This window comes from Aurantiacibacter sp. D1-12 (assembly GCF_028858515.1).
Taxonomy (GTDB): Bacteria; Pseudomonadota; Alphaproteobacteria; order Sphingomonadales; family Sphingomonadaceae; genus Alteraurantiacibacter.
Genome location: NZ_JAPJZJ010000003.1, coordinates 479103 through 498102 on the forward strand (window position 1 = coordinate 479103; position 19000 = coordinate 498102).

Sequence of the window (19000 nt, forward strand, 5' to 3'; positions counted from 1 at the left end):
AGAATCGGAGAAGGCATGGCTTCACTCCAAAACCGAGGCAACAAGTGGCGCGCGAAGGTTCGTATCCCGGCGGCCCTTAGGGACCAGTACGATAGCCGGGAGCACCTCTACCGGACCCTTAAAGCTCTCGACAGACCCTCTGCCAAAGCCGAAGCGGAAGTCTGGGAGGCAGGGCTGCGCTCAGAGTGGGCGGCTCAGCAGCCTGCGCCAGTAAATACACCTAGCGACCTTCGGCGTATCTATGAGGACGGGCGGCGTGCTGCGGCGGGAGGTGCTTACGTCGCCGATATGGATGTCGATGAAGAGCCTGAGGTTATTGGCATCGATCTCGAGATCGACAAGCTCGCAGAGAAAGGGGAGGGACCGGGGCTTACGGAAGCCGACGAGGCTCGTCTTGCAGCTCTCAACGACGCCAAGCGTGATCGGCAGGGACTACCCGTCCCGAGGCGCAGGGAATATGAGCCAGGGTTCGCAGAATTGGCGGGGCGTTTTCTTGACCTCTGGGCCACTCAATACGGGCTGAAGGCATCAAACACGCGGCCTCAAAAGGAGGCTACCTTCCGGCTCTTTGGGGGCTTCATTGGAGACAAGCCTTTGAGAGACGTGAAGCGTTCGGAGGTCGCCGACTTCATGGACGAACTGCGCCGCCTCAATCCCAACTATGGCAGGTCGCCCAAGTCACAAACGATGACATGGTCGGAGATCATTCGGGAGCACGGGGGGAACGCCAAGGGCCTCTCGCCACAGACTATGAATCGCCACATCGACACCCTTTCGGCTCTCTGGAAGTGGGCAGATCAGCACGAGCTTGTCGATGGCCGAAACCCCTTTGCAGGCTTCAAACAGCGTATCAAAGCTGGCGTGAACCAGCATCCGTACCTCCCGTGGACTGCGGAGGAGCTGCGAACACTTTTCGACCCGCCACCGAAGCGTGATGACTTAACAGAACTCATGGTGGCAGCACTTCATACGGGCATGCGGTTGGACGAACTTGCCTCCCTCACGCTTGGTCAGATCAAGCAAGAGGATGGAATCCACTTCATAGATGTTAGGGACGCGAAGACGCCGGCTGGAGATCGGGCGGTGCCTTTGCATTTCCGGCTGCGGTGGATGGCAGAGCTTGAAGGCGAGCCACAGGACCGAGTGTGGCCCAAGTTCAACCCAGAGGGTCCCGGTAAGAAACCGGGCGCGGATGCGGGCAGGGCATTCTCCGCCTTCAAAGCCCGAAAGGGTTTCAGCGACCGGACGCGGGTATTCCACTCGTTCCGCAAGAACGTCACCCAGATCATGGAGAGGGCCGGAGTACCGGAGAACGAGTGGGCGCAGGTTCTAGGACACGAGCGGAACATTACCTACGGCCTCTACAATCCCGAGGGTATTACGTTGTTGCGGAAGGCGCAGCTAATAGAGCTGATTGAGTACCCGGGGATCGACTTTCCCGGAAGGTAAGCGAAGAGCATCCGGAACGTCCGCTAGCGACCCGATTGCTGACCTCACGGCATTGTCCCATCCGAGTTGAACGATGTGAGCCGGTAGGCTTCGCTAGGAACAGCGCCCCCTCAGATCGCATTTATTGACAATATATTGTCATTCCGGTTATTTGCTGTCTATGGCGATTCGAGACAAGAATGGTGAAGCACTTACGGCCCTGATTCTGGAGATATTCCGGATCAACGGGCAGATGCTCAGCGTTGGCAATAAGCTCACCAAGCCATATGGCCTAACTAGCGCTCGCTGGCAGGTCATCGGTGCAATCGATGAAGAAGGGCAAGCGCTCACTGTCTCACAGATTGCTCGGCGGATGGGCCTTGCACGGCAAGGCGTCCAGAGGATCATAAACGATCTCGAAAAGGTCGGCCTTGTCGAAAGCAGGCCGAATATTGATCACAAGAGAGCGCCACTTTTCGCAATTAGCGACGATGGTGAAAAGGTGATGGCAGAGGTCAACAAAGCGCAGGTCGAATGGGTCAATGCGCTGGCCGAAGGCCTTTCCGTCCAAGACCTCAGTAGCGCGCTCAGCCTCCTGCAGACCGTTCGAGAACGGTCGGAAGAACCCAATTCTTGAATAGACAGACTAAGGAATTCTAGATGCCAAATCTCAAGGAACTAAACGACGCTGTAAGCCTGATGGACCAGCTCCAGACCAATGAGGATGGGTCTGTTGTCTTGATCAACATCTTCACAATCGATCCCGCTGACGAAGAGGCGCTAATTGCGGCATGGACTCACGATGCTGATTTCATGAAAGCGCAGCCGGGCTATATCTCCACTCAGATGCACCAAGCAATCGCTGGCAGCCCTACCTTCTTAAACTATGCGGTATGGGAGAGTGTACAGAGCTTTCGGGCTGCCTTCACGAACCCGGAGTTTCAGGCTCGCATTGCCCGCTACCCCGACAGCGCCACCGTATCGCCGTATCTCTTCAAGAAGCTCGCGGTCGCGGGACACTGCGTTGCCTAAAGACACAGCGAGCCTCTCGCGGGTCAATCAGCCCGATTTGATCAAATTCAGGAACTGAACAATGCCCTCAAAAAGCACGGCAACGCACTACGGCAATGCGGCCGTCACCATTCACTGGCTCACCGCAATCCTGATCATTGCGCTGATCGGTTCTGGCTTCAACGCAGGTGATGCCGAGAATGCAGCAGCTAAGGCGGCGTTTTTGAGGGTTCACATCCCGCTCGGCGTGACGGTTCTCGTGCTTACGGTAGTGCGCATTCTCTGGTGGTTCTTCGCAGACAAGAAGCCAGACCCACTGCCAATGCCTGTCTGGCAAGATCGTATGGCTCGAGCAGTCCACCTTCTCTTCTACATTGTGATTTTAGGGATGGCGGCAAGCGGCGTTGGCATGATGGTTCTGTCAGGGGCAGGTCCGATTATTTTTGGTGGCTCGGAGTCTGCATTGCCCGACTTCTGGGACTTCAAGCCGCGCTTCCCACACGGCATTGGTGGTAGACTAATTCTAGCGCTATTCGTCTTTCATGCGGGAGCAGCGCTCTATCATCAGTTCGTGAAACGCGATGGACTGCTTGGGCGCATGTGGTTTCCGAGAAGCAAGGACTGAATCCAACAAACGCTGTCTTCGCGTGTCCGCTCTCACTCCCAAAAGCGGACACCTGACTTTTGGCATTGAGACGCTGGCCTTTTCAGCAACCCGAATGGCCTCTGGTACGTCGAGAACTAATCGGCCTCATCGATTATCCGAGTATTGATTTCCCGGGACGATAGGCCGCGCTGGGGTTGAGAGTTTTTGCTGTCCTACAGCCCCCGATGTGTGAATATCAGGCACCTCCAAGATTCGGAGGTATCATGATTGTTCTCGACGCTACTTTGATCTTCGCCTTTGCTGCGGTACTAACTGCGCTATCGACCATTGTTTGGTCTGTCAGGCGCAAGCCGTAGGAAGGACACGACATGCTCAGGGAACTAGGAGAGTCGGACGATACGACGGCCCCGACATACAATGTTCCAGCTATCTTGGGTGTTTGCCTGTTTTGGCTTCTGATCGGCATAACAGCGCATTCAGTCATTTCGGCTGCCATTGATTGAGCCATGACCCGCGACCAAGAGCTTTGGGGAGTGGCGCTCTGGGTCGAGAAGAACCACGGCGGCGATGGCCATGAATTCATCGCGGGCCGTGTGTCTACGCTTAAAGCACGGGGCGACGAGAGCGGCGCTGCTTACTGGGAGACGGTTGAGGAGCGGTTTTCAGCGCTCAGGACCGGGCCCATTTGTGTTTACGGCCAGCCGGAGACGTGGCCAAACTAAGCAGAGGCCGCCCATTCTGAGAGGCCGCCCACGCGGGGTATGCAATTAGGACGGACCCTCGGGGGTGAGAGCATCTCACACTGAAAGAGAACCTAAGGAGAACCACTAGGCTCACCTTCGGAGACACTTCAATTCAAAGACCTCCAACTGCGCAACTCCGACCCGAAAAACGGGCAAATACTCCCCCGCAGACCACGGGCGGGACCGCACGCCGCTCCCTAGTGAAATCCTCGATCCCTTCCGTGCTCTTACAGCGGTCTTGGAGAGGCAGACGGAGCTACTGCTGAAATAGGACGGACCTTCGGAGATGGAAACTTGTCGCAACTCGACGGTCGGGATCATTTTGAGTGCAGCCCGCTGCACCTCAGTGGCCCCCTCGAGTTCATCGGCAGCGCCCATATCCAGCCCGCGCGGCACGATGATTGGGAGTACTCCCCGTCACTGAGCTGCATCCCTCCCACACAAGCAGTCGGGGCCTACCCGCAGATTGTGAATATAAATGAACGACACAACTCCCTCTGACGAAGGCGGCGCAGCAGGCATGCGAGCCGCGGTCGCCAACTATGGCAGCCTCTCTAGCAATGACGAGAGCATCCCAGATGAGCATCGGCTCTACGCCGAGAAGATTTTGAAGATGGACCCGCTTGAAGACGTGCAAGCCAATGTGAGCGGTCCAGGCGGAGCTCGCCCCATGAAACTCAAGGCTTCCGGTTTGCCTAGCGATCTAAGCGCAGAGGTCTATAGGCGGCTCGAACGGATGCCCACCATGCCGCACGAAGAGCGCGAAAAGCACGAAAGCAACATTGTTGCAGAGGTGCTGAAAGAGCGCCGAGGTGCGTTGCGGTCTATCACTGGCGTACGCCCAGACTCGCTTCCCTTTCATACGGAGCAAGCCAACATCGCAATGCAAGTTCGCGGCCTCTATGAGAAGCGCAACAGTCTTCAGCGAGACATAGATCGAGTAAAAGATGTTCGGAAGTCCGAAGACCCGGAAACTGGCGAGGTTGTCGCCGAGCCGATCTATTGGTTGAGCGATACCAAGCGTGCGAACTTCGCAGATCAAGTCGTCGACATTGAGAGACAGGTACGCCTTCTCGTCAATGAAGACGGCACTTATGGTATCGAAGGCCTGAAACGGGTCCGAAAGGCGTTGGCTGAATCAGCAGCGCAGCTCCACCGACTTGACCTCCAGAGAGCCGAAGAGGCTGAGGCCAAGAAGCGAAGCGCGGAGATAAACCGCGATGCGCGGATCAACAGGCGGGCTGAAGCCTACGCCCGCATGTCGAGAGACGAAATCAAGTGAGCTGACGCAGCGAAGCGTCACTCAATCGGCCCGAGTGGGCTGACCACAATCCAATGAAAACCACGGAGATCGACCTATGGTTGACCTGTACCAGCCGCTCCTGCGGCACCCCAAGGCTTCCCTTTGGGACGACATACACGCTGCCCAAGCACTGGTCTCCGCAGACGAGGGAAACCCTCTATGCAAGACACTACCGCTCCTGAAGCCCTGACAGGGCAACGGGGCCATGCGTGAGCGCCCCGCGGACATCCCGCAAGGCCGCAATCGATGCGAAATGCAAAGACTGCATATACGACCCGATAGAGGCTGGAGGATGGCGACAGCAAGTTGCCGCATGTACCTGCACAGTCTGTCCGCTCTATCCTTTCCGGCCAATGCCCCGGCAGCGCTCCTAATCGCCGCTGTGGCCTGAGAAAGACCCTAAAAGGCTGGCATATTCAGACAATCTGAGCCGCCTTTGGGGTCAATCCCCAAGCCACCCTGCACATTCCTTTTTGCCAGCGTTTTGCTGGCGTGGGGGCAGCATGAAGAACGATATTTGCCAAGCCCACTCAAGTGGCTCAGCCCCCGTGCTTCAAGAGAAGCGCTGCACCAAGTGCCAAGAGACGAAGCCGCTTGATCGCTTCTACTTTCGCCGCGCTGCGGACCCCACCGGTCCCCGGCGGTCTAGCTGCAAGGCCTGCGATAACGCCGCCACCGCGGCACGCCGTCGCAACGGCCCGTCCCTCGACAGCAGGATACGGATGGAGCTGCTTGAGCACGGGTCCGATAACCCCGAGGCGCTCAGTCCCGAGGTTAGGGACGCGGTATTCACAGAACGGCCAATCGACCCGAAAGTTCTCGCGGATTACCGCGAGAGGCAGAAGGCCGAGGCCAGACGAGAAAAGCGGAGACAGCGTGCCAGACGCGGACGCAATCAGTATGCAATCGCGGGCGTGCTATGAGCGGGTTTCGGTACTACCTGGGCATTCACGGCGAAACCGTGCCTGTCCGAGACCACATGATCTCAACTGTGCGGCTTGACCATGGAATGGGCGCTTATCCATTTGCGGAGATCGCAAAGGGCTTGGGCGACAGACGAGACAGGTTTGCCTCCCTCTGCCAAACCGCTCCATGGATCGACAGCGCGTTGAGTTTGAAGGCCGTGCGCGCGGTGCTGGCTCCTAACGGCGGTCGCTTTCGGCGCAAAAATCCGAAGCGGCATATACGCTAACGACAGACGCGTGTTCCCCCCATAGGGGGCGGCGCCGAGTAACACATCCGCCGCGCTCCCGCTCTCGCTCCAAATGTTACCGGACGAGATGCGTGGACGCGGCGGGCCGTGCCTTAAGAAGGGGCGGGGTTAGGAATTACGGTCGCCGTCGAGGAACTTGCTGAGACGCTCCCGTGCCGCCTCGGCTCTTCCCTTAATGTGCAGGTCAATGCTGTCGCTTGCTTCATGCTGATTGTCGGTCATCTGTTCGCTCCTATTCGTGTGGAAGTGCGGAGCTGCACCGGATCGCAGCATCTGTGAACCACATGGTTCCACAAGGTAGATAGTAACGAGTCCAGCCGAGTCCGTTTCGCGGTGAAGCGAGCGTTTTGGGCGTCCCGAATCCTCGACGCCGAACCAAACCACTATCCAAAAACCCCAAACGTGTTGCATCCCAGCCGAGCGGCTGCGCGGCAGCGCCGAAAGGTCTATTATGAACATCGGAGACGACAACCCGCGCATTCAGCGACAAGCGAGCCGGGTCTCCAACAAAGATTCAATCGTGCCCGGAAGGCGCAACACGCGCGCGCCGGAACTCGAGACATTCGCGAGCTTGCGACACTCCCGGAGGGGTGACGTAGGCGGCGCTCAAGAACTTATGCGGAGCCTCGGGATTGCCGAGGAAGGCGTAGAGGACTTGGGCAATGCTCAGTTCAATCAATATGTAGAGGACGAGCAAGGCAACATCGCGCAAGGCGCACTCGACGTACAATCGGACTCCGTTGACGACGAGATGATGGAGCGCAGCTTGGGCTACCGCAATGCGGTTACCAAGGGACGCACTGTCACGGGCTTCACTGAAGCTGCCCGCGAGTTCTCCGACGAACTCGAGACGGTTCTTGAAGCGCAGGACAGCCCGCTCCTCGAAGTGAGGCGCTCCGAAGCGCTCGGCATGACAGAGAGGTTCTTCGAGAACTTCGCGGTCAACCCGGAAACCGGGGAGCTGCGAGAATATCTCCAGTCGCCCGGAGCCATGCGGTACCTGGCAGAGACCATACAGACCGTCCGGCCTCAGTTTGAAGCCAACGCAATCCAGCGAATTGAGGAACGCTTCAACAGGGAAGCCCTCTCTCACTTCAGCCAAAACGTTGTGAACCAAGTCGAGGAGACTGGCGTATTTGACGTAGAGGCCGCTCTATCGCTCTTGCCCGATACTGTGACGGACGAAGAGGCCTCCGAGACTCTCCTCACTTCCGTCTTCAACGCATACAACGTGCTCAGGTCCGCAGGACGACGCGAGGAAGCGGTTGCGTTGCTGGCGTCCGTCCGTGGCCACTTCGACACGCCCGTGGACGCTGGAGAGGCCACAGCACGGCCCTCAGGCCTTCCCTCAACGGGCGGTAATCGCGAAGTGCTCCGAATGCCTGTACAGGGCCGGATCACATCAGAGTTCGGCGAAGGCCGCGGGAACGGCACACACAACGGCGTAGACATTGCTGTCCCCGTCGGTACCCCGGTGCCTGCCGCAATGGGCGGCGAGGTGCTCCGAGTGTGGACGGCGGATCGCGGAGGTCTCTCCATGCGGGTCCGCTACGACGACGGAACGGTCGTGGGCTTCGCGCACTTGTCCGAAACGAACTTCGAAGCAGGCGCTCGGGTCAGCCCGGGAGACACTCTGGTTCTGACAGGGAATAGCGGACAGAGCACCGGGCCGCACCTCCACTACACGGTAACTCGGGACGGGCAGAAAATGAATCCGCTGGAGGCGGAGTTTGGTCCTGTCTCCGTTGACGCAAGCGCGGTTGAAGGTGGCGCACCCCCGGCGCGTCTTCGGGACCCGAATGAGGACCCTATTACCGCCCTTGAGAACTCCGGCGAGATCGTCCCGATCCCCGGCCTCGACCAAGTACACTTCTCTGCCGATCAAGTGGCACGATTGAACCAGTTCTATCGGGAAGCCACCGCGTCGATGCGCCGAGAATGGAATGCCGCCAATGAGGACAGGTACGCCGAGAGCGCAACCAATCTGGCCCTTGGTATGTTCGGGACTGGGGACCGCATAACGACCCGCGAGGACATCCTACGCGCTTTCGAGAATGGCGAGGTAGACGGCGAAGCTGTCATGACGCTCATTCGCCTCCATGAGGGGCGGGAAGATCGCATTGAGAGCCGACGGGAGCGTGCCGAGAGTCGTGCAGAACGCGAAGAGCGACGGCGACAGGCGAACCGAGTAAACGCAGGATCGGAAGTCCTGATCGGTCGGATGATCCGGGGAGAACTGTCTCCAGCGCAGGCCCGTCAGGCCGCCTTAGGTCTTGCAACACGGCTAGACGATACAGAGGTGGCATCTGCCCTAATCGCGTCTGTGAACTCCGCAGCCGGAAGCTACGAAAGCGCGCTCCAGAACAGCGCGCCTGTGCGGGACGCAATGGCAGAGTACGCAGAGCTGGCAGAGGACCCATCAGGATACCTTGCGGGCCTCAATCTACCCCGTCATCGCATGGCTGTGGCAGAGGAAGCCTTTATCGACATACTGGATCGAGCACAGGGGCGTCTCATGCGCCGCCTGATGGACGGAGAGGACCCTCAGGAAGCCCGCGAAGCCGTTGAAGGCTGGGTGGCCCAGCAAGAGCGCCTGATGGTGCAGGAACTCACTCCGAGTTCCCCGCAATATTAGGGAGGGCTAGGTCGGCTCCCGTGCGCAACATGATTGCGGCGGGGGCGGCCTATCAGCATCGCATGTGTCTTTATGGGGCATGGCTATTGGAGACATACTTATCGGACACTCTTTCTGTCCATTTAGGGTTGACTTAGAGCTTATCGGACATTATCCACCGGGACTCTAGACCCTAAATGGACAGGAGGCACCATGGCTCAGACCATCGGCTACGCCCGTGTGAGTACGAAAGACCAAGACTGTAGCATTCAAGAGGAAGCACTCCGTGCCGCAGGGGCGGCGGTTGTCCGCTCCGAGAAGAAGAGCGGAGCCACAACAAAGGGGCGGGCAGAACTCAAGACCATCCTCGATTTTATGCGGTCCGGAGACACGCTTCTAGTGACCCGTATTGACCGTCTAGCGAGGTCCGTTAGAGACCTTGAGAAGATCGTGGAGGCCCTCGAAAAGAAGGGCGCACACCTACGCGCAACAGAACAGTCAATTGATACCTCGTCCCCGGCGGGACGGGCGTTCGTGCAAATGCTGGCAGTGTTCGCCCAGTTTGAATATGACGTACGCAAGGAGCGCCAAATGGAGGGCATCGAGAAGGCCAAAAGGAAGGGTGTATATAAAGGCCGCAAGCCAACCGTTCCTGTCGAGAAGGTACGGGAGATGAAAGCAGACGGCGTCGGTGCAAGTGCCATCGCCCGGGAGCTGAAGATCGCGCGCAGCAGCGTCTACAAGGCACTGGAGGGGGCCTGAGGATTTCTGTCGGTTTGCTTCCGGGCCTCTGATGCCCTGCTTTGTTTTTCTTATGACGGGCCGCTTCGGATTTCTGCACCAAAACCAACGGGTTTCAATTAGGACGGACCCTCGGAGGGCAGAGAGGATAAGGTATCTCTATAAGGGTACCTGTAGGCTACCCTCAGGGGCTCTTTCGGTGCTCTTCCAGATGGCCGGGAGTTGTGCACGGGTATCTCTCACCTCTGCCTCTTTACGGCCTCCGCCCCCCTAATCCTCCTTTACAGCCATCAATTGGGAAGGAAACGGCACTGCAAGGTTCTGTGGATCATCACCTGCCAGCCACGCATCGTAGCATTCCTCAGGAAGGATCACTGGCATCGCTTTGGGATGCCGTGGAGCCACGAGGGCATTTGGTTCACATGTGAGGAAGGCGAATACTCGCCCAATATCGCTCTCTCTCCATATCCCTGCGAACGCTGCAACTGGACGGGATGGAATAGAAAACCAGTACTCCTCGCGGCCTTGCTTCGGCTCAGCAAACTCGGTGAACGGCACCAAACACCTTTGTGGAGGGTTTGCCAGCGTTGAGCGCCAAAACGGGCTGGTCAGGTTCCGCACGTTTGTGATGTACTTGGTAGTGGTGGTGCCGGGGCGTTTGCCCTTCAAAGTGAGCGGAACGCCCCATGTAGCTGTGTCGACTACTCTGCCGTGCTTCTCCTGCCTCACGACATACCCCAGACGGCGCGGCCACAAATCTTCGGCGGGCTTTTTGTCGAAGTCTGCGAAGGATGCACGTTCTATCGCAGCCCACTCGCGCATCTGTTTTTCGAGGTTTCTGTAGTGGTTGCACATGAGCGGTGTTCATCCCGTCATCCAGCTCAAAAAGTCAAGTGCCTAACCGCCGTATGTTCGCTATATGTTCTAATCCCCGATTCGGAACATGCGATGCGTAAGCCAACACATATAGAACGCCTCTATCTCGACTTCGATGGCTTCTTTGCGTCCGTTGCCCAGCAGGTGCGTCCCGAGCTGCGTGGGCGTCCCGTGGGCATCGTTCCGTTCTCTGGGGGGAAGGCGTCGTGTGTAATTGCCTGCTCTAAGGAAGCGAAGGCGCTGGGTCTATCCAACGTGATGCCAGTGGGCGAGGCTAAGCGGGCGTGCCCTGATCTTGTGCTGGTGCCTCAGCAGCCGCACCTCTATCGCAGAGCACACAATGCCCTAATTGCAGAGATCGAGAGCATTGTCCCTATCGACGCGATCAAGAGCATCGACGAGCTGACATGCAAGGTCGACCCGGAACAGCGGCAAAGGCCTGAAGACCTTGCGCGGTCCATCAAGCGAACCATCGGGGAGAACATCGGACGCCATATCACGTGCTCGATTGGCTTTGCCGCCAATAGGCAACTCGCCAAGATGGCTTGTAAGATGGACAAGCCTGACGGTGTGACGATCTGGCACCCTGAAGACATGCCGGGGCCGTTACTGACTGTTCCGCTCAAGGATATTCCCGGCGTTGGCACCAACATGGCCAAACGTCTCGCGCGAAGCCGCATCTTCACTACAAAAGACTTATACGAGACAGCCCCCAAACAGATGCGGAAAATCTGGCGCAATGTCACAGGTGAGCGGCTCTGGTACGCGCTGCATGGCTACGATGTACAGGCCCCCGAGAGCCGCAGGGGGATGTTCGGTCACGGGCGCGTGTTGCCACCCGAGTGCCGCTCGATTGAAGGTGCAAGGGATATATGCCGCGTCCTGCTAACCAAGGCAGCACGTAGGTTAAGACGCGAAGGCTATTACTGCTCGGGCGTCTGGCTCTGGTTGGATCATGGTGAAGGCGGCTGGAGCGGCAAGCGTACCCTTCCTACAGTTCATGACGATCAGGCTTTGTTATCGGAGTTTCAGGTACTTTGGGAGCAGGCTGCTGCACAGCTATCACGCCGAACCAAGATATACCGCATTGGCGTAACGCTGTTTGACCTCTCCCCTTCAAACAGCCGTCAGCTTGATTTTCTATTAGCTGATGACAGCGAGCGTCAACGGTGGGAGGCGATCAACAGTGCCATCGATCTGCTAAATTACAAATGGGGCAAGACGGTTGCCAGCGTCGGGTTCTGGCCGCGCGAGTATATAGAGAACATCGGCGGTAAGATCAGCTACACCCGCATTCCGAGCGCTGAGGACTTTTGGTGATGGGAAGCTGGAAGACGAAACTGCGAGCGAACGATCTGCCCGAGAACTGCAAACTGGAAGCCTCTTGCCGGAAGTGTGGCCATGTACGCTACCTTTCGCAGAGCTATTTAGTTGCGGAGAGAGGGGCAGGGCACCTTTATATTGATCAGATAGAGAACCGCTCCCGTTGCCAAGTGCTGGGTTGTGGCGGCGGCATGAGACTGGCCATGATGCACGGTGGTCAGACTAGCGGATTTGTTGGCGGAATGGCGTAGTGCGAGCCGAACGACGCTTAGGCCCCAGAGGTGAGCACGGAGGACGGCAGCGAGCCATGCCGCTCTGGCCCCCATGTCTGGCCCACAAAGTTGGCACACAGGCTCGTTAAATCAGCACTAAATAGCTGAATAGAAATGAATTTAATACTCTGGCTGGGGTGGCAGGGATCGAACCTGCGAATGGCGATACCAAAAACCGCTGCCTTACCACTTGGCTACACCCCAGCAGAGTTGCGCCCATATAGCCGTGTGGCCGCGCGGTGCAAGGCCGCGCGGCGCACAAATTGTGATTGGTATCAGCCGAGTTTGTCGAAGTCGGCGGCAGAGTGGCGTTCGGGCAGCTGGTCTGCCTCATCACCCCAGGTGCGATTGACTTTGCGGCCGCGCTTTACAGCCGGCCTCGCGGCAATCTCGTTCGCCCAGCGTACGACGTTTTCGTAGCCATCGATTTCGAGGAAAGTCCGCGCATCGTTGTAGATTGTGCCTTCGACGAAGGGGATCATCCACGGCGCGGCGGCGATATCGGCTACGGTGTAGTCATCACCGCCAAGGAAGCGCGTTTCGCCGAGGCGCTGGTTGGCGACATCGAACAGGCGCTTGGTTTCCATTGCGTAGCGATCGATCGGGTACTGGTACTTCTCCGGAGCATAGGCATAGAAGTGCCCGAACCCGCCGCCGATGAAGGGCGCGCTGCCGATCTGCCAGAACAGCCAGCTGAGCACTTCGGCGCGGGTGTGATCGGTGGGCAGGAACTTGCCGAACTTTTCGGCTAGATGGACAAGGATTGCGCCGCTTTCGAATATACGCACCGGCGTGTCACCGCTCTTGTCGAGTAAGGCCGGGATCTTGCCGTTGGGGTTGATCGCGGTGAAACCGCTGCCGAACTGGTCTCCATCGCCGATGTTGATCAGCCAGGCATCGTATTCCGCATCGTGTCCGGCCTCGAGCAGTTCCTCGAACATGACAGTCGCTTTCACCCCGTTAGGCGTGGCGAGCGAATAGAGCTGGAAGGGATGCTTGCCCTCTGGCAATTCCTTCTCGTGCCGCGCACCCGCTGTGGGGCGGTTGATACTGGCAAACTGGCCGCCGGACTCGGTAGGCTTCCAGACTTTAGGCGGCGTGTATGTTGGATCGGACATTCGGGGTTCTCCTGTGGGGGATCGTGTGCCAGCCGAGATAGGCGCGGGCAAGCACGCGGCAACAAAGCTTTGCTTGACCCCGACTGCAGCAAGGCTTGCCAAGTGCCGCGTGGCAGCCGTAACAAGCGCCTCAATCGTTTCGCCTGAAACAAAGAAGGAATTCCCATGCGCCGCGCTCTTATTGCTCTCAGCCTTGCCACTGCACCTGTAGCTCTGCTGGCCGCTTGCTCCGCCGATACCGAACAGGCTTCAGTCGACGGCGAATACGATATGGCCGCTAGCCGCGCGAGCATCGCCGATATCGAAATGGCGCCCGACACCGCTTACCTCACGGACGAGGAGCGGCAGGTGGTCAACCTGCTGATCGAAGCCAGCGGCTACATGGACGAGATCTACCTGCGCCAGCGTGGTGGAGACCTGCCCACCGTGCGCGAAGAGATCGCAGCATCGGGCGATGCTGAGATGCTCGATATGTTCGATCGCAACTTCGGCACATGGGATGCGGTCGCGGACAACCATCCGTTCTATGGCGAAGCGGAATGGCCCGAGGGTGCGGGCTTTTACCCTGCAGACCTGACGCGCGAGGAATTCGACGCCTACCTTGAAGCCAACCCTGACCAGCGCGATGACCTGATGAGCCCCTACACGGTGGTAAAGCGGGATGGCGATGGTTTCATCGCGGTTCCCTACAGCGAGGAATATGCCGAATTCCTCCAGCCCGCGGCAGAGCTGCTGCGCGAAGCGGCGGAAATCACCACCAATCCCAGCCTAAAGCGCTTCCTGACGCTGCGCGCGGACAGCTTCCTCTCTGATGACTATTACGAAAGCGAAATGGCGTGGATGGACCTGGCGGACACACCCATCGAAATCGCCATCGGCCCGTACGAAGTTTACACCGACCGGCTCTACGGCACCAAGACCGCGTTCGAGAGCTTCGTGACGCTCAAGAACCCTGAAGAAAGCGCCGCGCTCGACCGCTACGTGGGCTACCTGCGCGATATGGAGGGCAACCTTCCCATCGCCGAGGAGCACCACAATTTCGCGCGCGGTTTCGAAAGCCCCATCGCGGTGGCGGACCAGATCCACGGCGGCGGCGACAACGTACCCGGCGTGCAGACCATCGCCTTCAACCTGCCCAATGACGAGCGCGTGCGCGAAGCCAAGGGTGCAAAGAAGGTGATACTAGCCAACGTGCTTGGCGCGAAGTTCGACATGATCCTTGATCCGATTGCAGACGTGGTGCTTGCCCCCGATCAGGCCGCACTGGTGAGCCGCCGCTACATGCAGATGTTCACGCTGTTCCACGAACTCAGTCACTCGCTCGGCCCGGGCACGATCACCATCGATGGCCGCGAGACCACGGTGAACGAGGAACTGCGCGAGCAGTATTCGGCGCTGGAAGAAAGCAAGGCCGATGTCATGGGCATCTACAACATCCTCTACCTGATGGAGCGTGGCGAGATCCCAGCGGAGGAAAAGAGCGAGGCACTGCAGACCTACTTCGCAGGCCTGTTCCGCTCGGTCCGCTTCGGTATCGAAGAAGCGCACGGCAAGGGCGCGGCGGCGCAATACGGCTTCCTGCTCGAATACGGCGCCTTCGCGTGGGACGAGGATGCCGACCATTTTGTGGTCGACGAAGCACGGCTCGAAGCGGGAATCACCGAACTGCTGCGCACCGAACTGATGCTGCAGGCGACCGGCGATTACGAAGGCACGATCGCCTTCTTCGAACGCTACGCGCACCTCGACGAACACGCCGAAGCCGCGATTGCGGGGATGGACGGCATTCCGGTGGATATCCGGCCGCTTTATCCTGACGAGGTCTGACGCCATCTGAACTGTGATACGCCGCGCGGACTGGAACCGCGCGGCGCCTGTCGCTAAGGCGCCTCGCATGCCGATAGATCCCTCCGTTCCCAATGCCCCCATCCGCGTCGCCGCGCTGTACCAGTTCACGCGGTTTGATGATCACGAAGCGCTGCAAGCTCCGCTGCAGGCGCTATTTGACGAGCAGGGCATTCGCGGGATCATGCTGCTCGCTGCAGAAGGGATCAACGGGACGATTGCCGGCACGCCAGAGGCGATTGATGCAGCGCTCGAGCATATTCGCGGACTTCCCGGCTGCGCCGATATTGCGGTGAAGTTTTCGGGCGCGCAGAAGATGCCGTTCCTGCGGATGAAGGTGCGGCTCAAGAACGAGATCGTCACCATGGGTCAGCCCGATATCGATCCTGCCAGGCACGCGGGTACCTATGTCGATCCCGCCGACTGGAATGACCTGATTGCTGATCCCGACACCATCGTGATCGATACGCGCAATGACTACGAGGTTGCCATCGGCCAGTTCGACGGTGCGATTGACCCGAAGACGCCGAGCTTCCGCGATTTCCCCGAATGGTTCCGTGCCGAGCGGGAGCGGCTGCTCGGGGAGGGCAAGCAGCCCAAGGTCGCCATGTATTGCACCGGCGGCATCCGCTGCGAGAAGTCGACCGCCTTCCTCGCCAAAGAAGGGGTGGACGAGGTCTATCACCTCAAGGGCGGCATCCTGAAATACCTCGAGGAGATCCCCGAGGAACTGAGCATGTGGCGCGGGGAATGCTTTGTGTTCGATCAGCGCGTGAGTGTAGGCCACGGCCTGAAGCAAGGCCCCTACAGCCTGTGCCGCGCCTGCCGTCGCCCCCTGAGCGAAGAGGACAAGGCTTCCGAATATTACGAGGAAGGCGTCAGCTGCGCCGCGTGCATCACCGAGAAGACCGAGCAGCAGCGCGCGAGCTATCGCGAGCGGCAGAAGCAGGAAAAGCTCGCCGCAAGCCGCGGTGAGGCACACCTCGGCAAGAAGCTCGCGACCAGCGCCGGGCCGGATGGTTTCGACGATGAGTGACCGTATTCTCTACAGCTTCCGCCGCTGCCCCTACGCGATGCGCGCCCGCATGGCGCTCGTCATCAGCAAGAGCCGCTGCGAGCTGCGCGAGGTGAAGCTTTCCGACAAGCCACAGGCAATGCTCGATGTCTCACCTAAGGCCACCGTGCCCGTGCTGGTGCACAGTGATGGTGCGTTTCTGGAAGAAAGCCTCGACATTATACGTTGGGCTCTCGGCCACACCGACCCCGAAGGCTGGCTGGAGCGCGAGGACAAAGAACTGATCGCCGAGAATGATGGTCCGTTCAAACACGCGCTCGACCACTACAAATACCCGACGCGTTATGATGACTGCGATCCAATGCCCCACCGCGACCGCGGAGAAGAGTTCCTGCGCAAACTCGACGCACGGATCGCTGGGCAGGGTCAACTGTGCGGTGACAAACGCGGCTTGACCGACGTGGCGATATTCCCGTTCATCCGCCAGTTCGCCAACCACGACCGCGCCTGGTTCGATGCGCTCGACCTGCCGCATGTGCAGCAATGGCTGGCGGGGCACTTGGAAAGCGACCTGTTCAAAACCGCGATGCAACGCGAAAAGCCATGGCAGGAAGGCGATGCGCCCATTGCCATGGCTTTGTGATCGGTCGAGTGGTTCGGCGCTTGGTTAGACCTTCGCCGGCATGAAGCGCGGATTGCGCAGGAGGGCTGCGGCCACCAGCGGCACCACCAGAGCTACTGGTAGGATCTCGGTAAAGGTGATCGGCAGACGATAGGCCGGGTTGGCGTAGTCCGGATATCCCATGTCGATCGCCGACTGCACGAAAGCATAGTCAGTGGACGCGAGATAGGCTTCCCAGCCGAGTACGTAGAAAAGCGATGCTACCAGCGCCATGCCGATCCCGAGCTTAAGGGCTTGCCAGAAACCAATCACGCCGCCCAGTTCCTGATCGCGGTACCGCTTCACCCCGACGAAGATTACGCTCAGCGCGATGAACATCGTGAGGAACCCGATGATCATGCCGAAGGTGTTGTCGGGACTGGACGTGTCCATGAAGCTCAGCGTCGTCAGGAACAGTACGGCGAGGATTATCCCGGAGATCGAGCCGAAGGTGAGAACTGTACGTGTCTGGGTCATGAAATGCCTCCTTGTTGGTGGCCTTGGCCTGTCACGTGGCTCGTGTGCCCGCTATCACCCAAACGGGTGATTTGGGCAAAATCACTCCAATTTACGGGAGCAGGCCGAGTTCGCGCGCCTTGGCAATCGCTTCGGTTCGGTTGTTTGCTTCCAGCTTCTCGAACAGCTTGGCCAGATGGGTCTTCACCGTATTGGGAGAGATATCGAGATCGCGTGCAATCAACTTGTTGGCCCGTCCCTCGGCGAGTTTCTCAAGCACTTCGCACTCGCGAGGAGAGATACCGAGGCTAGCGATTGCGCGATCATTGCGGACGAATTCTTTCGCGCGCGCAGTAGGTGTCAATCGATTGCCCAACCAGATACCAAGCGCGGCGAACACCAAGGCGATAACGACACTGTAGAATTCGGTAGTCCACTCGCGCGAGAGATGTCGCCAATCAGCCCAGGTCAGGAAAAGCGAAAGCGCGGCGATAGCGGCGCCGTACATTGCCATCCATCGCCAGTGTGCCTTCATTCGATCCGCATCACCCAACTGTGGCGGTCCTCAACGGTCCCGCGCTGGATGCCGACGAGCTTTTCGCGGATCGTGCTCGTCAGCTGGCCGGGGCCGCCTGAGCCGATGGTGAATTCGCCGTCGTGGCTGGCGACTTTGCCTACCGCGGTCACAACCGCAGCGGTACCACAGGCCATCGTTTCGACGAGCTTGCCGCTTTCGGCATCGGCGCGCCACTGGTCGATCGAGTACATCTCTTCGCTGACGTCGAGGCCCTGCTCGCGCGCCAGTTGCATGATCGAATCGCGGGTGATGCCGGGCAGGATAGTGCCGCGCAGGGGCGGGGTAATCATGCGGCCATCGTCAAACACGAAGAACAGGTTCATTCCGCCCAGTTCCTCGATCCACTTGCGCTCTGCCGCGTCGAGGAAAACGGTCTGGTCGTGGCCCTTGGCGAACGCCTCTCCGGTGGGGACGAGGCTGGCCGCGTAGTTTCCGCCACACTTGGCTTCGCCAGTGCCGCCGGGGGCTGCGCGGGTGTAATCGCTGACCCAGACCGAAACTGCGGGCGCGCCCGACTTGAAGTAGTTTCCGGCGGGCGAAAGGATCACCACGAACTTGTACTGCTTGGCCGGTCGCACGCCGAGGAATGCCTCGGTCGCGAACATAAAGGGGCGGATGTAGAGCGAACCGCCCTCGACGCTGGGGAACCAGTCCTTGTCTGCCAGCACCAGCTCTTTCACCGCATCGACGAACACGTCCTCGGGGAAATCGGGCATGGCAAGCCGCGCTGCCGACTTGTTGAACCGCGCCGCATTTGCCTCCGGCCGGAACAGCGCCATCGTGCCGTTGCCAAGCTTGTAGGCCTTCATGCCTTCGAAAATTTCCTGAGCGTAGTGCAGCACCGATGCTGCCGGATCGAGCGGAATGGGCTGACGCGGGCCGAGTGTGGCCGAGTGCCAACCTTTCCCTTCGTCATAGTCGACGGTGATCATGTGATCGGTGAACAGTGTGCCGAAACCGGGATCGGCAATCGCCGCAACGCGGTCTGCGTCAGGCGTGGGCGCGGGGTGAGGGATGCGGGTCAATTCCATGCGCGCGGATTAGGACGCTGCGCGGGGAGTCGCAAGTCTTGTGAGAAGCCACAAAATGAGAAGGCCAGTTCCACCTCGGTGAAACTGGCCTTCGCATGGTCAGCGGTCGTTACACCGCCAACGAAGCCTTACTCGGCGTAAGAAAGCCTACCGAATATGCCCCGCA

The 19000-nt window shown here is 59.0% G+C and carries 17 protein-coding genes and 1 tRNA gene; 12 read left to right on the forward strand and 6 right to left on the reverse strand.

What is annotated here, in order from left to right; translation table 11 throughout:
• The first annotated feature begins 288 nt into the window (after positions 1 to 288).
• The 8 genes from OOZ52_RS09320 to OOZ52_RS09355 all read left to right on the forward strand — a co-directional run bounded on the left by OOZ52_RS09320 (position 289) and on the right by OOZ52_RS09355 (position 9681).
• Entirely contained in the window at positions 289 to 1449 is a 1161-nt protein-coding gene (locus OOZ52_RS09320; RefSeq protein WP_274698238.1) for a tyrosine-type recombinase/integrase, read from the forward strand.
• Positions 1450 to 1609: 160 nt separating this feature from the next.
• On the forward strand, positions 1610 to 2065 hold the full coding sequence (locus tag OOZ52_RS09325) for a MarR family winged helix-turn-helix transcriptional regulator (protein WP_274698239.1): 456 nt from the start codon (positions 1610 to 1612) through the stop codon (positions 2063 to 2065).
• A gap of 23 nt (positions 2066 to 2088) precedes the next feature.
• Complete coding sequence (locus tag OOZ52_RS09330) at positions 2089 to 2460, forward strand: antibiotic biosynthesis monooxygenase family protein (protein WP_274698240.1); 372 nt, start codon at positions 2089 to 2091, stop codon at positions 2458 to 2460.
• Between the two features lie 61 nt (positions 2461 to 2521).
• Entirely contained in the window at positions 2522 to 3064 is a 543-nt protein-coding gene (locus OOZ52_RS09335) for a cytochrome b (RefSeq protein WP_274698241.1), read from the forward strand.
• 488 nt (positions 3065 to 3552) lie between these two features.
• The gene (locus OOZ52_RS09340; protein ID WP_274698242.1) at positions 3553 to 3768 is read left to right on the forward strand and encodes a DUF6961 family protein; all 216 of its coding nucleotides are present in this window, start codon (positions 3553 to 3555) and stop codon (positions 3766 to 3768) included.
• Positions 3769 to 4309: 541 nt separating this feature from the next.
• Positions 4310 to 5071 carry a hypothetical protein gene (locus OOZ52_RS09345; protein WP_274698243.1) on the forward strand — a complete coding sequence of 254 codons (762 nt, stop codon included), beginning with the start codon at positions 4310 to 4312 and terminating at the stop codon, positions 5069 to 5071.
• Positions 5072 to 6921: 1850 nt separating this feature from the next.
• Complete coding sequence (locus tag OOZ52_RS09350) at positions 6922 to 8940, forward strand: M23 family metallopeptidase (protein ID WP_274698244.1); 2019 nt, start codon at positions 6922 to 6924, stop codon at positions 8938 to 8940.
• A 192-nt stretch (positions 8941 to 9132) separates the two neighbouring features.
• Complete coding sequence (locus OOZ52_RS09355; protein WP_274698245.1) at positions 9133 to 9681, forward strand: recombinase family protein; 549 nt, start codon at positions 9133 to 9135, stop codon at positions 9679 to 9681.
• A 249-nt stretch (positions 9682 to 9930) separates the two neighbouring features.
• Here OOZ52_RS09355 and OOZ52_RS09360 read toward each other — a convergent pair whose 3' ends face one another.
• Positions 9931 to 10515 (reverse strand): SOS response-associated peptidase family protein, encoded by a 585-nt coding sequence (locus tag OOZ52_RS09360; protein WP_274698246.1) that lies wholly within the window; start codon positions 10513 to 10515, stop codon positions 9931 to 9933.
• A gap of 93 nt (positions 10516 to 10608) precedes the next feature.
• Here OOZ52_RS09360 and OOZ52_RS09365 point away from each other — a divergent pair, with 93 nt between their 5' ends.
• Complete coding sequence (locus OOZ52_RS09365) at positions 10609 to 11856, forward strand: Y-family DNA polymerase (protein WP_274698247.1); 1248 nt, start codon at positions 10609 to 10611, stop codon at positions 11854 to 11856.
• A 404-nt stretch (positions 11857 to 12260) separates the two neighbouring features.
• Here OOZ52_RS09365 and OOZ52_RS09370 read toward each other — a convergent pair.
• Together OOZ52_RS09370 and yghU are read right to left on the reverse strand one after the other, a co-directional pair.
• Positions 12261 to 12335, reverse strand: a tRNA-Gln gene (locus OOZ52_RS09370).
• 71 nt (positions 12336 to 12406) lie between these two features.
• Positions 12407 to 13249, reverse strand: a complete 843-nt coding sequence (gene yghU / locus OOZ52_RS09375; RefSeq protein ID WP_274698248.1) for a glutathione-dependent disulfide-bond oxidoreductase — start codon at positions 13247 to 13249, stop codon at positions 12407 to 12409.
• Positions 13250 to 13414: 165 nt separating this feature from the next.
• Between yghU and OOZ52_RS09380 the strand changes: the two genes are divergently transcribed.
• From OOZ52_RS09380 to OOZ52_RS09390, 3 genes are all read left to right on the forward strand, one after another.
• The gene (locus OOZ52_RS09380) at positions 13415 to 15076 is read left to right on the forward strand and encodes a dipeptidyl-peptidase 3 family protein (protein ID WP_274698249.1); all 1662 of its coding nucleotides are present in this window, start codon (positions 13415 to 13417) and stop codon (positions 15074 to 15076) included.
• Positions 15077 to 15143: 67 nt separating this feature from the next.
• Positions 15144 to 16130 (forward strand): oxygen-dependent tRNA uridine(34) hydroxylase TrhO, encoded by a 987-nt coding sequence (trhO, locus tag OOZ52_RS09385; RefSeq protein ID WP_274698250.1) that lies wholly within the window; start codon positions 15144 to 15146, stop codon positions 16128 to 16130.
• A complete protein-coding gene (locus tag OOZ52_RS09390) occupies positions 16123 to 16752 on the forward strand; it encodes a glutathione S-transferase (RefSeq protein WP_274698251.1) in 630 nt (209 codons plus the stop codon). Before trhO ends, OOZ52_RS09390 begins: the two co-directional genes overlap by 8 nt.
• A gap of 24 nt (positions 16753 to 16776) precedes the next feature.
• Here the strand turns inward: OOZ52_RS09390 and OOZ52_RS09395 are convergent, their stop codons facing one another.
• From OOZ52_RS09395 to OOZ52_RS09405, 3 genes are all read right to left on the reverse strand, one after another.
• Positions 16777 to 17247, reverse strand: a complete 471-nt coding sequence (locus OOZ52_RS09395; protein WP_274698252.1) for a DUF4199 domain-containing protein — start codon at positions 17245 to 17247, stop codon at positions 16777 to 16779.
• Positions 17248 to 17338: 91 nt separating this feature from the next.
• Complete coding sequence (locus OOZ52_RS09400) at positions 17339 to 17740, reverse strand: helix-turn-helix transcriptional regulator (protein WP_274698253.1); 402 nt, start codon at positions 17738 to 17740, stop codon at positions 17339 to 17341.
• Between the two features lie 17 nt (positions 17741 to 17757).
• On the reverse strand, positions 17758 to 18834 hold the full coding sequence (locus tag OOZ52_RS09405; protein WP_274698254.1) for a branched-chain amino acid aminotransferase: 1077 nt from the start codon (positions 18832 to 18834) through the stop codon (positions 17758 to 17760).
• Positions 18835 to 19000: the final 166 nt, after the last annotated feature.

Bases quoted from the DNA above. Each gene is read 5' to 3' on its own strand.
- OOZ52_RS09320 (WP_274698238.1), top strand. From the start codon at position 289: ATGGATGTCGATGAAGAGCCTGAGGTTATTGGCATCGATCTCGAGATC.
- OOZ52_RS09325 (WP_274698239.1), top strand. From the start codon at position 1,610: ATGGCGATTCGAGACAAGAATGGTGAAGCACTTACGGCCCTGATTCTG.
- OOZ52_RS09330 (WP_274698240.1), top strand. From the start codon at position 2,089: ATGCCAAATCTCAAGGAACTAAACGACGCTGTAAGCCTGATGGACCAG.
- OOZ52_RS09335 (WP_274698241.1), top strand. From the start codon at position 2,522: ATGCCCTCAAAAAGCACGGCAACGCACTACGGCAATGCGGCCGTCACC.
- OOZ52_RS09340 (WP_274698242.1), top strand. From the start codon at position 3,553: ATGACCCGCGACCAAGAGCTTTGGGGAGTGGCGCTCTGGGTCGAGAAG.
- OOZ52_RS09345 (WP_274698243.1), top strand. From the start codon at position 4,310: ATGCGAGCCGCGGTCGCCAACTATGGCAGCCTCTCTAGCAATGACGAG.
- OOZ52_RS09350 (WP_274698244.1), top strand. From the start codon at position 6,922: ATGCGGAGCCTCGGGATTGCCGAGGAAGGCGTAGAGGACTTGGGCAAT.
- OOZ52_RS09355 (WP_274698245.1), top strand. From the start codon at position 9,133: ATGGCTCAGACCATCGGCTACGCCCGTGTGAGTACGAAAGACCAAGAC.
- OOZ52_RS09360 (WP_274698246.1), bottom strand. From the start codon at position 10,515: ATGTGCAACCACTACAGAAACCTCGAAAAACAGATGCGCGAGTGGGCT.
- OOZ52_RS09365 (WP_274698247.1), top strand. From the start codon at position 10,609: ATGCGTAAGCCAACACATATAGAACGCCTCTATCTCGACTTCGATGGC.
- yghU (WP_274698248.1), bottom strand. From the start codon at position 13,249: ATGTCCGATCCAACATACACGCCGCCTAAAGTCTGGAAGCCTACCGAG.
- OOZ52_RS09380 (WP_274698249.1), top strand. From the start codon at position 13,415: ATGCGCCGCGCTCTTATTGCTCTCAGCCTTGCCACTGCACCTGTAGCT.
- trhO (WP_274698250.1), top strand. From the start codon at position 15,144: ATGCCGATAGATCCCTCCGTTCCCAATGCCCCCATCCGCGTCGCCGCG.
- OOZ52_RS09390 (WP_274698251.1), top strand. From the start codon at position 16,123: ATGAGTGACCGTATTCTCTACAGCTTCCGCCGCTGCCCCTACGCGATG.
- OOZ52_RS09395 (WP_274698252.1), bottom strand. From the start codon at position 17,247: ATGACCCAGACACGTACAGTTCTCACCTTCGGCTCGATCTCCGGGATA.
- OOZ52_RS09400 (WP_274698253.1), bottom strand. From the start codon at position 17,740: ATGGCAATGTACGGCGCCGCTATCGCCGCGCTTTCGCTTTTCCTGACC.
- OOZ52_RS09405 (WP_274698254.1), bottom strand. From the start codon at position 18,834: ATGGAATTGACCCGCATCCCTCACCCCGCGCCCACGCCTGACGCAGAC.